Origin of the sequence: Larkinella soli, from assembly GCF_003703975.1 — a bacterium.
Taxonomy (GTDB): domain Bacteria; phylum Bacteroidota; class Bacteroidia; order Cytophagales; family Spirosomataceae; genus Larkinella; species Larkinella soli.
Map to the genome: position 1 here is coordinate 62,784 of NZ_QTJY01000011.1, position 13,969 is coordinate 76,752.

11 protein-coding genes are annotated in these 13,969 nt (G+C 59.1%); 7 read left to right on the forward strand and 4 right to left on the reverse strand.

Annotated features, from left to right (window positions below; translation table 11 throughout):
* Positions 1 to 13 precede the first annotated feature (13 nt).
* Both DX909_RS18820 and DX909_RS18825 read left to right on the forward strand, forming a co-directional pair.
* On the forward strand, positions 14 to 1,717 hold the full coding sequence (locus DX909_RS18820) for a glutamine--tRNA ligase/YqeY domain fusion protein (RefSeq protein ID WP_128546759.1): 1,704 nt from the start codon (positions 14 to 16) through the stop codon (positions 1,715 to 1,717).
* A gap of 53 nt (positions 1,718 to 1,770) precedes the next feature.
* On the forward strand, positions 1,771 to 1,971 hold the full coding sequence (locus tag DX909_RS18825; protein WP_128546760.1) for a hypothetical protein: 201 nt from the start codon (positions 1,771 to 1,773) through the stop codon (positions 1,969 to 1,971).
* An 18-nt stretch (positions 1,972 to 1,989) separates the two neighbouring features.
* Here the strand turns inward: DX909_RS18825 and DX909_RS18830 are convergent, their stop codons facing one another.
* The 3 genes from DX909_RS18830 to DX909_RS18840 all read right to left on the reverse strand — a co-directional run bounded on the left by DX909_RS18830 (position 1,990) and on the right by DX909_RS18840 (position 4,279).
* Complete coding sequence (locus tag DX909_RS18830; protein WP_128546761.1) at positions 1,990 to 2,955, reverse strand: YihY/virulence factor BrkB family protein; 966 nt, start codon at positions 2,953 to 2,955, stop codon at positions 1,990 to 1,992.
* 119 nt (positions 2,956 to 3,074) lie between these two features.
* Positions 3,075 to 3,653: a Uma2 family endonuclease gene (locus tag DX909_RS18835; RefSeq protein WP_128546762.1), complete on the reverse strand. Its 579-nt coding sequence runs from the start codon at positions 3,651 to 3,653 to the stop codon at positions 3,075 to 3,077.
* A gap of 74 nt (positions 3,654 to 3,727) precedes the next feature.
* Positions 3,728 to 4,279 (reverse strand): cupin domain-containing protein, encoded by a 552-nt coding sequence (locus DX909_RS18840; RefSeq protein ID WP_128546763.1) that lies wholly within the window; start codon positions 4,277 to 4,279, stop codon positions 3,728 to 3,730.
* 54 nt (positions 4,280 to 4,333) lie between these two features.
* On the opposite strand from DX909_RS18840, the gene DX909_RS18845 reads away from it, so the two are divergent.
* From DX909_RS18845 to DX909_RS18860, 4 genes are all read left to right on the forward strand, one after another.
* Entirely contained in the window at positions 4,334 to 5,452 is a 1,119-nt protein-coding gene (locus DX909_RS18845; protein WP_128546764.1) for a sensor histidine kinase, read from the forward strand.
* Positions 5,449 to 6,231: a LytR/AlgR family response regulator transcription factor gene (locus tag DX909_RS18850; protein WP_128546765.1), complete on the forward strand. Its 783-nt coding sequence runs from the start codon at positions 5,449 to 5,451 to the stop codon at positions 6,229 to 6,231. The genes DX909_RS18845 and DX909_RS18850 overlap by 4 nt, the downstream gene beginning before the upstream one ends.
* Before the next feature lie 149 nt (positions 6,232 to 6,380).
* A complete protein-coding gene (locus DX909_RS18855) occupies positions 6,381 to 7,523 on the forward strand; it encodes a hypothetical protein (RefSeq protein ID WP_128546766.1) in 1,143 nt (380 codons plus the stop codon).
* On the forward strand, positions 7,514 to 8,698 hold the full coding sequence (locus DX909_RS18860) for an Ig-like domain-containing protein (RefSeq protein WP_128546767.1): 1,185 nt from the start codon (positions 7,514 to 7,516) through the stop codon (positions 8,696 to 8,698). The genes DX909_RS18855 and DX909_RS18860 overlap by 10 nt, the downstream gene beginning before the upstream one ends.
* A gap of 9 nt (positions 8,699 to 8,707) precedes the next feature.
* On the opposite strand, the gene DX909_RS18865 is transcribed toward DX909_RS18860, so the two are convergent.
* Positions 8,708 to 12,913 (reverse strand): ATP-binding protein, encoded by a 4,206-nt coding sequence (locus DX909_RS18865; RefSeq protein WP_164851339.1) that lies wholly within the window; start codon positions 12,911 to 12,913, stop codon positions 8,708 to 8,710.
* Positions 12,914 to 13,079: 166 nt separating this feature from the next.
* On the opposite strand from DX909_RS18865, the gene DX909_RS18870 reads away from it, so the two are divergent.
* Complete coding sequence (locus tag DX909_RS18870; protein ID WP_128546769.1) at positions 13,080 to 13,949, forward strand: LytR/AlgR family response regulator transcription factor; 870 nt, start codon at positions 13,080 to 13,082, stop codon at positions 13,947 to 13,949.
* The last annotated feature ends 20 nt before the right edge of the window (positions 13,950 to 13,969 follow it).

A 13,969-nucleotide genomic window follows, 5' to 3' on the forward strand; every position in this document is an offset into this window, starting at 1 on the left:
CTGACCGTTAGGTATGACTGAAGCTCCCAGAGAAGCGGACAATCGAGTTCCGGAGGAACGTTCGCTCAACTTCATAGAACAAATAGTAGAAGATGATATTGCCGCCGGCCGGAACGAAGGCCGGGTGCATACCCGCTTCCCGCCCGAGCCGAACGGCTATCTGCATATCGGACACGCCAAATCCATCTGTCTCAACTTCGGGCTGGCGGATAAATACGGCGGAAAAACCAACCTTCGTTTCGACGATACCAACCCCGTCACGGAAGATACCGAATACGTCGAATCCATCAAGGCCGACGTTCGCTGGCTCGGATTCGACTGGGAAAATGAATTCTACGCTTCCGACTATTTCGGGCGGCTGTACGAATTCGCCGAAAAACTGATTCTGAAGGGATTGGCCTACGTCGACGACTCCAGCGCGGAGGAGATTGCGGCCCAGAAGGGAACGCCCACCGAGCCCGGCCAGGAGAGCCCCTACCGCAACCGCTCCGTCGAGGAAAACCTCGACCTGTTCCGCCGGATGCGGGCGGGAGAGTTTCCTGACGGTGCCAAGGTCCTGCGGTCGAAGATCGATATGGCCTCCCCCAATATGCACCTGCGCGACCCGATCATGTACCGGATCAAGCACGCGCATCACCACCGGACCGGCGACGCCTGGTGCATCTACCCGATGTACGACTTCGCCCACGGCCAGTCGGACTCCATCGAGGGCATTACGCATTCGCTCTGCACCCTGGAGTTCGAGGTGCACCGCCCGCTGTACGGCTGGTATATCGAAAAGCTGGAAATCTTCCCTTCCCGGCAAATCGAGTTTTCGCGGCTGAACCTGACCTATACGGTTATGAGCAAACGGAAACTCCTCCAGCTGGTGAATGAAGGGCACGTGCGCGGCTGGGACGACCCCCGCATGCCGACCATCGCCGGTTTGCGCCGACGCGGTTATACCCCCGCCAGCATCCGGGATTTCGCGGACCGGATCGGGATTGCCCGTCGTGATAACCTGATCGATGTAGGTCTGCTGGAATTCTGCATCCGGGAGGAACTGAATAAAACCACCCACCGGGTGATGGCCGTCGTGGACGAAAGGCCGCTGAAGGTGGTTCTGACCAACTACCCCGAAGGCCAGGTGGAATCCGTCTCCATCGAGAACAACCCCGAAGACTCGGCCAGCGGGAACCGCCAGATGCCGTTCTCCCGGGAAGTATACATCGAGCGGGACGATTTCATGGAGAACCCGCCGAAGAAATATTTCCGCCTGTCGCCGGGGGGAATGGTTCGTCTCAAAGCCGCCTATATCATAAAGTGCGAGGAGGTGGTGAAGGACGAAACCGGGGAGATCACCGAACTACGGTGCTCCTACATTCCCGAAAGCCGCAGCGGCTCGGACACCTCCGGCCTGAAGGTGCAGGGGACCATCCATTGGGTGTCGGTGGCCCACGCCCTCGAAGCGGAAGTTCGTTTGTACGACCGGCTGCTGACCGTAGAGGACCCCTCCGCCGAAGAGGGAGATTTTAAGGATTTCATCAATCCGAAATCCCTGGAGGTGGTTCGGGCTTATGTGGAACCTTCCCTTCAGGAAGTGCACCCCGGCGAGCGGTTCCAGTTCATGCGGAAAGGTTACTTCTGCGTCGATCCGGATACTTCGGCCGACCGGATGGTTTTCAACCGCACGGTAACCCTGAAGGACACCTGGGCGAAAGAACAGAAAAAAGGATAGCCAATAAAACCGGAAAGGCCCGATCAAGCGGGCCTTTCCAATAATATTTGAATATGCTGAACCCGCAGGAAACCCTGAAGCAGGATGCGCAGGAAGTCATCGACAAGCGCCTTCCCATCTCCCACAAGGAACGTCTTTCCATCTCGGTCGATTCCAACGCCCAGGAACTGACGATCAACGGTCTCAACTACGAGGAACAGGAGATCGTCAAGGAAATCCTGAGGAAGGAATACGGTTACCACGGGTTACGATAACCGGCCTGATTTTGACCGTCAGCCGACTTTTTCGGTATTGCGCTGGGGAGGCAGTTCGCCTACCTGCTTCTCCTTCTCGGTCTGTTCGACGTACACCGCATAATCGGCCGGCTCGATCTTGATGCCGTAATGTTCGGCGTAGACCTGGGTAAACTCGGCACCGAAATAAAGGATGGCGGCCGTGTAATAGATCCAGACCAGAATCACGATCAGTGAACCGGCCGCTCCGTAGGCCGAGCCGGTGCTGGTGGTTTCGATGTACAGCCCGATCAGATACCGGCCGAGCATGAACAGCAGTGCGGTGAAGATGGCCCCCCAGCGAACGTCCTTCCAGGCGATCTTGGCGTCGGGCAGCACTTTGAAAATGACCCCGAACAGGATGGTGATCACCACGAAGCTGATGACGAGATTGAGAACCTGAGCCACGATGACCGCCACGTCCGGCAGGAATCGCGTCAGTGTGTCGCTCAGGGCCAGAACCACCCCGTTCACGATCAGCGAAACCAGCAGCAGGAAGCCGAGGCTAATGATCAGCGAAGAAGATAACAAGCGGTCCTTGAGCATTTTAAGCCAGCCCCGCTTCGGTTTCGCCTTGACCCGCCAGATCATATTGATCGAATCCTGAATCTCGACGAAAATACTGGTTGCACCGATCAGCAGGGTGACGATCCCGGAAATCAGGGCGATGTTCGTCTTTCCTGAAAGCTGAACATTCTTGATCATATCCTGAATCTGTTTGGCGGCCTCATTCCCAACCAGCCCATTGATCTGGGAAAAAATCTGGCCCTGGATGGCCTCTTCCCCCAGAAAAATACTGGCCATCGAGATAACCAGAACCAGCAAAGGGGCCAGGGAAAAAACGGTATAATAGGCCAGCGAGGCACTCAGCTTCAGCCCCCGGTCATCCGTAAATCCATTGTACGAACCCACCAGAAGCGTCCAGATCGTTTTGAAAATATTCTCTTTCTTGTCTGCCTTTTCCATAACGTTTTCAGCACAATTGCCTGTTTCACAATTCTGCTTATGTAACCAAAACGCGGAAAGGATGTTTGGCGAATACCGTTGAATGAAGCGGAAAACGGCAGGCGGAATTCCGGGATCGGTCAGACTTCCTCCTCCTGAAAGACGATATGGGCATACACCTCCGACAAGGAAAGTGTGAAGTCGAGGTGATCCAGCCGGATTAGCTGGTCCGGGTCCTCGAAGACCTCATATTTCCAGAAATCGCTGTTGCGGCTGAACAGCTCCGCCCGGACCTCCCGCTGCGAAATCAGCAGATAATGACGGAGGGAAGGAAGGGTCTGGTAGTGCTGCCATTTGAATCCACGGTCCACGTCCTCGGTCGATTTGGAAAGCACCTCCACGATCAGGCTCGGCCGCGCAATGACGTATTCGGCCTGAACGTCCTCCGGGTGGCAGGTCAGCATCAGGTCGGGATAGGGGTAGTAGGCGGCCTTGATCACCTCCAGTTTGATGCTTTCCGACAAGACTCTGCATCCTTTGGGCGCGAAATGGTCTTTCACCCGGCGTTTTACATTTTCAACTATATCATTGTGATTCAGTGTAGTACCGGCCATGGCGAAGATTTCGCCCCTGTAGTATTCGTGCCGGATATCACTGACTTCCTCCAGATCGAAATACTCCTGAACCGTGTACCGTTTTCCCGTGTGGTATTCCTCCATGTCTTTATTTGTTTAGCCACAAAACTATTTAAATACATCAGTTTCACAAACCCCTTTCGGCCTGGTTACCGGAATTAGTCGATGTATTGGGGATAAGTGGATCGATACCCCAGCAGCCGGGCAAACGGAGACAGGATACCGAACACCACCTTCTGAACGCCGAAGGGCGGCTTCGCCGGCCGGAAGACGTGGTTAAACCGGTTTACCATCAGCGCCACCTGCAGCAGGCCCGGCGTTCCGGTCTCGTTCGTTTTCCCGTCGTTGACCAGGCCGTTGGCCGTTTCGAGAAAATATTCGGTATCCAGCGCGGGCATGACCTTCCAGTTCAGGACGGTTCGGTTCCGGGTGTTGTTCCACATCGAATGGACGGTTTTCGGAGCGATATGCAGCTGGTCGCCCGCCTTCAGCACCCGGAGACCGCCGGCCAGCCGGACCGTCACTTCCCCTTCCAGCACCTCAAAGTATTCGTCCTGGGTGGGGTGATAATGTGGAACGGGTTCTTTGGAGACCGTCTCGTAGGTGGTGATCATTTCGAGAAGTTCACCGTTGGTATCCGCCTTCGTCCGGACGAAGCGGATGTTCTGCCCCGTTTTGGGGTTGCGTAGTTCTTTTCCTTTAAAGGCCATTCCTGTATTTGTTGTGTACGAACTTTCTATCTTTAGCCCGACTCCCGAGCCACCATGACCTCCCAGCCTCTGACCGCCGGCGCCCCTGCCCTACCCGACCTGAACCGACCGCTGGTCCGGTGGCTGGTCGGCGGCTTCTGGCTGCTGGTGGCCGTCATCAATTTCAGCCAGTCGGCCGTTTCGGATTACATCAATTTCGATAAGATCGACTGGCCGCGCCATGTGATCCTGTCGGGCGGATGGCTGATCTGGTTTTTCCTAACCCCGCTGGTGGTCCGGATCGCCCGCTGCTGGTCGCTGGAACAGAATACCTGGTACCGAAGCCTGCTGTTTCACCTGGCCGCCGGGCTGGGCATTGCCACCATCCACTGGCTGACCGAAGCCGGACTGCTTCGCCTGATCTGGACGACGAATCCGATCCCGCTGGCCATCTGGCTCGTAAAATTATCCTATAAATTTCACGTCAACATTCTCATTTATTTTGCGGTCGCCGGGGCTTACTATGCGCTGGCTTACTACCACCAATACCGGACCTATCAGTATGAAGCCTCTCGGCTGGAGCTGAAAACCACCCAGTTGGAAGCGAGTCTGGCCCAGGCTCAGCTTCAGTCCCTGAAAATGCAACTGAACCCGCATTTTCTGTTCAACACCCATCACGCCATCATGTCGCTGGTGCTTCAGGACCGAAAGGAACAGGCCGTCCGGATGCTCAACCGCCTGAGCGACCTGCTCCGGATGACGCTCGAAAGTACGCATGAACCTGAAATACCGCTCCGGCAGGAACTGGAAGTGGTTTCGCTGTACCTCGAAATTCAGCAGATCCGGTTTGAAAACCGGCTTCAGGTCCGGATGGAGGTGGACCCGGACTGCCTTCCGGCCCGGGTACCGAATATGTTCCTGCAACCGCTGGTCGAAAATGCCGTTCAGCACGGCATCGCCCCCTATGCCCGCAGCGGCACCATCCAACTGGGCGTCGCCCGTCGGGATTCACGGCTGGAACTGACGGTCTGCGACAGCGGTCCCGGCCTGAACGGCGAAGCCCGGGAAGGCACCGGCCTGCGCAACACGCTCCAGCGGCTGGAAACCATGTACGGCCCCGACCACCGCTTCACCCTCGAAAACCCGGCCTCGGGCGGGCTGCTGGTCACCATTCAGATTCCTTTCCGACCATGACCATTTCCGCCCTGATCATCGACGACGAATCCCTTGCCCGCGACGTCATCCGGCTGTTCCTGAAATCGCATCCGGCCGTGCAGGTCGTCGGGGAATGTGAAAACGGCAGCCAGGCTGTCGAGGCCATCCGGAAGTGGCAGCCCGACCTGGTGTTTCTGGATGTCCAGATGCCGGAGAAAGACGGCTTCGAGGTGTTGAAGGAATTGGGCGGGCCGGTATCTTCGGTCTTTATTTTCGTGACGGCCTACGACCGGTATGCCCTGCGGGCCTTCGAGGTCCACGCGTTCGATTATCTGCTCAAGCCCTTCGAGCAGGCCCGGTTCGACGAGGCTCTGAAACGGGCCCTGAACCACCTGAGCGACCGAAAAGCCACGCAGATCAACCAACGGCTGCTCGACCTCCTGGCCGATTACGAACACCACCGTCCGTCCCCCCGACCGGCCTATCTCCAGCGGCTTCCCATCCGCGCTTCCGGTCGCATCCTGTTTCTGAAAACCCATGACATCGACTGGCTGGAAGCCGCCGGTGATTACCTCTGCCTGCACGCCGGCCCCGCCACCCACCTGCTCAGCGAAACCCTCACCGGCCTCGAACAGAAACTCGATCCAACCGCGTTCGTCCGGATACATCGCTCGGTGATGGTCAACGTCGACCGGATTGCGGAACTGATCCCGCACTTTAACGGAGAGTACTTCGTCGTTCTGAAAAACGGCACCCGGCTGAAACTAAGCCGCACCTACCGCGAAAACCTCCAGAACCTGCTGGGCGGCAGCCTGTAACGCCCCCCGGCAGCACCGGAACCTTTCGGGTGAACCGTCGAAGGACTCGCCTTACCCCCAAAGACCCTCGGGCCGTCGAATTGTCGTTGGGTTTGCCTTCGGCATTCGCTAAACTGGCGATGCATTATCCGTCTTCATTCAAACCATCTATGAGAACTACTGAAATCATCCTGCCGGCCGTTCGGCGGGCCTGCCTCGCCCTCGGGCTGTTTCTTTCCGTCCAGCTCCGGGCCGACCATCCGGCCGGCGGGGTCGCTCCCATGAAAACCGGGGCCGTCAAGCTTCAGTCGGCCGGGGTCATGGCCTTCAGCCCCGACGGCATTCTGTTCCTGGCAGACCCCAAAGCCGGGTCCATTTACGCCCTCGACGTGAAAGACCGGGAAAAAACCACCCTGAAAGAGGTGGAGATCACCGGCATCGACAAAAAAATCGGCGCCATGCTGGGCATCGCTGCCGATCAGGTGGTCATCGCCGATATGGCCGTCCACCCCGTTTCCGGCAACATCTTCCTCTCGGTGTCCCGCGGACGGGGCAATGAAGCCAGTCCGATCCTGCTGAAAGTCAGCCCGAAAGGCGATCTGGAGGAGGTGGGACTGGGCCGTGTCGGTTTCTATCAGACGAACCTGTCGGCGTATCCCTCGGCCGAAACCAAAACGAAGTGGGGAGAGCCGGTCCGGACCTATGCCATCACGGACCTGGCCTTTACCGACGGGGAACTGCTGGTGTCGGGCATCAACGGGGAAGAGTTCTCCTCCAAACTCCGGCGGATTGCCTACCCCTTCCGCAACGAGGAAAAAATCACCAGCGTCGAGGTGTTCCATACCTCCCACAATCAGTATGAAACCAACTCGCCGATCGACACTTTCCTGCCCTACCAACTGAACGGCGAACCGATTCTGCTGGCCGGTTACGGCTGCGCCCCCTTCGCCAAATTCAGCATGAAGGACATCCGGGCGGGCAAACACGTCCGCGGAGCTACCCTCGCCGAACTGGGTGGAGGCAGCCGGCCGCTGGATATGGTCCCCTACAGCCGCAACGGAAAAAATTTCATTATGGTCGCCAACAGCCACCGAACCCTGATGCGTTTCTCGGCCGACGATATTGCGGGGGCTCCCTCGCTGACTCAGGGCGTAACCGAGGCTTACGTTTCCGCCGGTATTCCCTATGTATCGATTGCCGTCGTCGGGGTGCTTCATCTGGATAACCTGAACGATACGCACTTCGTGGCGGTCCAGAGAAGCATCGAGGACGGTTCGCTCAACCTCGTTTCCCTGTCGAAAAAATGGATGTAAGGAAACGGTCCGGGCTGCTGCTGGGCACCCTCCTGCTTCTGGCCGGGGCCGGACTGGCCCAGAAACCGGCCATCCGACTGTCGGAGGCCGGGGCCGTCGAGGTGGTGGGCATCGAGCCCATCTACCTGACGGCCCTCCAGCGGCACCGGCTTTCCTTTCCGGAATGGACCTCCCTCCTGCTTGTCCGGACCGAAGAAAGTTACCGCGCCGGAGAATCCATTGCCGTCTGGGGCCAATATATCGTCGATGGGCAGGTACTGCGGTTCCTGCCCCGATTCCCGTTCCGGCCGGGCCAGAACTATCACGTTGACTTTCAATACGGTGATGTGGTGCAGATTCCTTCCGAAATTGCCCGGCAGCCCCTTTCCGAACAGGAACAACACCTTCAGTTTTCGTTTCAGATGCCCCGGCCCGACCGCCCTGCAACCCGGCTGACGGCCGTGTATCCTACCGCCGGGTTGCTGCCGGCCAATCAGCTCAAGCTGTACCTGACCTTCTCCTCGCCCATGAGTACCGGCGAATCGATCCGGCGGGTTCACCTGCTGGACGATACCGGAAAAGAGCTGGCCGGCGTCTTTCTCCGGCTCGATCAGGAACTTTGGGATTCTACCCGGACCCGGCTGACCCTCCTGTTCGATCCGGGCCGCATCAAAAGGGGCCTGAGAGCCAATGAGGAAGAAGGAGCCCCGCTGCTGGAAGGGAAAGACTATTGCCTGACCATCGATGGAAGCTGGTTGGACGGCGATGGGCGGCCGCTGGAGGCAGGATTCGAAAAGCGGTTTCGGGTGACCGCCCCGGACCGAACCCGGCCCGATGTTCGCCGGTGGCGCCTGGAACCGCCCTCGCCGGAAACCCGGGCCGCCCTGCAAATCCGGTTCGACGAACCGCTCGATTATGCCCTGGCCGGGCGGTGTATCCGGGTGGTGAACCAGGCGGGTCGGCCGGTTGAAGGGCAGGTCGGGCTGGGGCCGGAAGAGGGTGCCTGGACCTTTACGCCCACGGTGCCCTGGCAGGCCGGAACCTATTTCCTCCACATCGACCCGGTTCTGGAAGACCGTGCCGGCAATAACCTGTTCCGGTTGTTCGACCGGGAAAAGCCGGTCGACGGAGCGGTCGACGTGCCGGATTTCCTTCCGCTCCGTTTCGAGCTGAGGCAGGAGTGGGCCGGACGGTAAAGCCTTCCGTCAGGCCAGGGGCAGGTGCAGGATGAACGTGGCCCCCCGCCCCAGTTCGCTGACGGCCGAAATGGCGCCCTGATGATTCTCGGCGATCTTCCGGCAGAGCGCCAGCCCGATGCCCGTGCCGCTATAGGCGTTGCGTCCGTTCAGCCGGTGAAAGATCGTAAAAATCTGCTCGGCATACTGCTGGTCGAAGCCGATACCGTTGTCGCTGAAACGAATTTCGGCATACCGCAGGTCCGGGTTGAGCCGGGCGTTTTGGGCCACTTCTTCCGGACCCAGGTTCCGGCCGGTGATGCTGATCCGGGTGTTGCCTTCCGAAAATTTCAGCGAGTTGCTGATCAGATTGGAAAACAACTGGTTGATCTGTAGCGGAACGGCCCGCAGGGGCGGCAGCGGTTCGGCCTCGATCCGGGCCTGTTTCTCGTCGATAAGCAGCTCGAAATCGGCCAGAATGGCAGCCAGCACCCGGTTGGGGTCGGTCACCTCGAACTGCTCGTCAGCCCGGGACAGTCGGGAATAGTTCAGCACATCCCGGATCAGGATGGACATCCGCTGGGCGGACGACCGGATTTTTTCGAGGTATTTCTGCGAAATCTCCTCCCCGTCGAGAGTTTCGGTCAGCAGTTCCGAGAACGTCTGGATTTTCCGGAGCGGTTCCTGAAGGTCGTGACTGGCGATGTAGGCAAACTGTTCCAGCTCATGGTTGGTCCGCAGGAGTTCACGGTTGACCTGTTTCAGGTTCTCCGTAGCCTCGATGATTTCGGTATGGTCGTGCCCGATGGCGAGCACCTGCAGAACCGCATCGCCCTCCCGCCTGAGGGGGATGTAGAAATTTTCGAAATGCCGGTTCAGCACGGCCGAGAAATACGCCGGGTCGTTCACGATGTGGCCTTCCAGCGCCCGACTCAGATTCTTCAGCATATTGGATTTCACCACCTGCGGAAAGACGTCGGTGATCTTCCGGCCGACCACCTCGGCTTCCTTCAGCTTATATAACTCCTCTCCTTTCCGGTTGAGGGATAAAAACCGAAACTCCCGGTCGAACACGGCGATGACGTCGACGGAGGAATCCAGAATGGTTTCGGCAAACTCCTTCTGGTCCTCCAGTTCCTCGTTTTTCGCAACCAGTTCGGCCGTTCGCTCCCGAACCCGCGTTTCCAGTTCTTCACGGCCGGTTTTCAGTTCATGGATATCCATGCAGGTGCCGATATACCCCAGAAAATCGCCTTCCGGCCCAAAGCGCGGCAACCCGCGGTCGAATATCCAGCGATAAACGCCGTCGTGCCGCCGGAGCCGGTATTCCATTTCAAACTCCGTCCGGGCATCGAAAGCGGAATGATAAATGTCCAGGCACCGATCCATGTCGTCGGGGTGGACGCCCTCCGCCCACCCGTTTCCGAGTTCCTGCTCCATGGTCCGACCCGTGAACCGAAGCCATCCGGCATTGAAGAAATCGCAGAGCCTGTCGGTTCCGGCCATCCAGATCAGAACGGGCGCCGAGTCGGCCACCGTCCGGAACCGGCGTTCACTTTCCCGCAGGGCCTGTTCGGTCCGCTTCAGGTCCGTAACATCGACCAGCATGCTGACGGCCCCCGTCATGCGGCCGTCCGGGTCGAACAGGGGTTGGGGATTGGCCAGAATATGCCGGCGCTCGCCGTCGGGGCGCTCGATGATCACTTCCTGCGGTCCGGGCGGCCGGGCCGTTTTCAGGGCGACGGCCATGGGACTTTGGTCGACCGGAAGCTCCGAACCGTCGGACCGGTAGCATTTCAGGGAACCACACCAGAATTCCCGGCGGATTTCCGGCTCCCGGCCCCACAACTCGACGGCTTTCCGGTTATAGAGCTGAATCCGGCCTTGGTGGTCACAGGTATACACGGCCGCCGGGAGGCTCTCGACCAGCTGCCGGTAATACGACCTGCTTTCCTCCACCTTCCGGCGAAGACGGATATGAGCGCCTACCCTCGCCAGCAACTCCTTGGCGGAAAACGGTTTGACGAGGTAATCGTCGGCCCCGGTTTCATACCCTTCGATGCGGGCCTCCTCCCCGGCCCGGGCCGATACCAGAATGACCGGAATCCGTTCGGTGTCGGGATGATTCTTCAGAATCCTGACCAGCTCGACGCCGTCCATTACCGGCATCATGATGTCGCTGACGATCAGGTCGGGGCGCTGCCGGCGAACCCGTTCCAGGGCCGCCTGTCCGTTCGGGGCGGTTTCTACCTCATAGGGTTTACCCAGCAGCCGGCCGATATACTCCCGCATGTCGGCATTGTCGTCTACCACCAGCACCCGGTTTTTCCGGCCGGCCCCGGCGGTTTCCGCGGCAGCCGGGGGGGCGGCTGCTTTCGGTTCGGCCGGAGGGTCGGCGGCCTCGCCGATTCCGTCCGAAGCGAGGCTCAGGGCTTCGGTCAGGTAAAACTCCTTCAGCATCGAACTCAGGGCCGGATCGTCGGATTCGGTTACCTGCCCCTCCGGGAGGTGGGCTTTGCCGAACGGAATCCGGACGGTAAATACACTGCCCCGGCCCTCTTCACTCCGTACCTCGATGGCGCCCTGATGCAGTTTCAGGAGTTCCATCACGAGCGAAAGCCCGATGCCGCTGCCCTCGTGGGTGCGGCCCGCCGAATTCTGGATGCGGTGAAACCGCTCGAACATCCGGGGCAGTTCGTGGGCCGGAATACCGACCCCGGTATCCTCCACCTCCAGAACCGCCTGCCGGTCTTCTTCCCGGAGATGTACCCCGATGCGGCCCTGAAGCGTGTATTTGAAGGCGTTGGAAAGAAGGTTCAGAACAATTTTTTCCCACATTTCAGGGTCCACAAAGACCGACCGGGACAGGCGCTCACACCGGACCTCGAACTGGAGGCCGGCGGTTTCGATGACCGACCGGAAGCTGCCGGCCAGGTCCACGGTGGCGGCCGACAGGTCGACCGGGCTGAAGCGGGCCAGCGTCCTTCCGGCCTCGATCCGGCTAAAATCCAGCAGGTTGTTCACCAGCCTGAGCAGGCGCATGGCGTTCCGGTGGGTGGCTTCGAGGTTCCGGCGCTGATCGTCGGACAGGTCGATGGTTTCCTCCCGGATCAGGTTTTCCAGGGGGCCGAGCATCAGGGTGAGCGGGGTCCGGAACTCGTGGCTGATGTTACTGAAAAAGGTGGTTTTAGCCCGGTCGATCTCGGCCAGTGCCTCGGCCCGTTCGCGTTCCTGCTCGTAAGCCAGCACGCTGGCAAGACCGGACGAAATCTGGTCGGCCACCAGTTGGAAAAAGCTCAGGTATTTTTCGTCCGGCAGGCGGAAGGGGTTCATGCCGACCTTCAGGACCGCCAGGGGCAGTTTCTGACCGCTGATCTGGATTGGAATCAGCAACGCCCGGTCCGGAGACTGAGGCCAGAAACCGGATGGCAGCCGGCCGAACCGGTGGATCAGTCCGTCGATCTGAACCATTTTTCCCGACTGAACCACTTCGGAAAACAATCGGGGTACCTCGTCGGTGCCGGTCAGATCGATGTGGGGACTGGCCACTTTCTCCGGAATTTCGACAGCGGTCGTACCTACCAGACGTGCCTGCCGGCCTTCGTTTTCGATCTGGTACAGGAAGGCGAACGGGAAATCCTGCGGGTTGGCTTTCAGAACCTGAATGATTTTCTGAAACACCTCGTCCAGGGCTTTGGCCTCCATCGCCTGTTTGCCGAGGTCCTTCAGGGTCCGGAGTTGCCGCTCCCCAATGATCCGCCCGGTATCGTCGGTGTTGGCGCAGAGGATACCGACCGCCCGGCCATCGTCGTCCGGGACGGGGCTGTAGGAAAACGTATAATAGGTTTCTTCGGGATAGCCGTTGCGCTCCATGATGAGCAGGAGGGCTTCGTCATACGTGCCCTCGTTGGTGCGCAGGGCGGCTTCGGCCCGCGGGCCCACCTGGTCCCAGATTTCGCGCCAGACCGCCGATGCCGGCTGACCGAGCGCTTCGGGGTGCTTACCGCCGACGATGGCCTTGTACGGATCGTTGTAGAGATTGACCAGATCAGTTCCCCACCAGACGAACATCGGCTGGCGGGAGGTCAGAATGATGCGAACGCAGGTTTTCAGGCTCCGGGGCCAGTCGGCGGCCGGCCCGAGTGAAGTTGCCGACCAGTCGATGGAGCGCATGAGTTCCCCGGTTTCGCCCCCGCCCGATAAAAACTCCGGTATGTCCCGGTTCGTTACGATCATAAATACAATTCCGGTTACGTTGAGGAAGAGAAAAGCCGATCGGTGGGTAAAAACCCTGAAAAGTAAACTTAGTTCATTTTTTGCCCTACCGAAAAAATAACCCATTTGGAGAGGAAGGTTATTTATTTTATGGGCGAAACCGCCGGCCCGACCGGTCCGATGATCCATGCGCCGAACCTCACAACCCGAATTTTCGTACAAGGATACCCCCGTTGCCGCCGTCGCCGTCCCGCTCATGGCCCTGGCGGTTGTCCACATCGGCAACGAAAACGCCTTCTCCCGGCTCCTTGTCAATCCGAGTTATTATTCCGATCTGCTGCTGGCGCTCGTGCTGGGCGCCGTCAGCTGGGGGCTGATCCGGCGGGTGGTCCATCGGCTCGACCGGCGGCTTCCCTGGAAGAACGGCGTGTTCTTCCGGCTGGCGGTGCAGTTCCTGATTACGGCCGTCCTCTGCTGCGCGCTGGTGGGAGTCATTGAAATGATCTACCTCGAATTTTTTCTAGATATCCGGGTTTCGGCCAGTTCGATGCTTCAACTTGAACTTCCGCTGACGCTGGTTTTCGTGCTGATCATCAACCTGATCTTCGCCGTCCTCTTTTTCACCCGACTGCGGACTCCCGAGCCGGACGGACCGAAACCCGGCCTTCCGGAGCCGGATTCCGACCTTTCGGTATTCGAACCGGCCGGCGCTCCCCGGCGGATTCTGGTCCAGTTCGGAAAATCGGTCGTTCCGGTGCCGCTTCAGGAGGTGGCTTTTTTTACCTCCGTCAGTGAGACGGTTTTCGTCCGCACCTTCGACAACCGGGAGTACACCTATCCGCACTCCCTCGACCGCATCAGCCGGGAGTTGCCCGCCGACGATTTTTTCCGGGCCAACCGGACGGTCATCGTCCATGCCCGGGCCATCCGGAAATTCACCGTCGACGACACCCGGCGGGTGGTCCTGGAAACGAATCCCGCCGTCCGGGAGCCGGTGGTGGTCAGCAAAAACCGGGCGTCGGCGTTTAAAGTCTGGCTGAAAACCGCCGACAGGTAGCGACCGGTGTCGGCTTCACC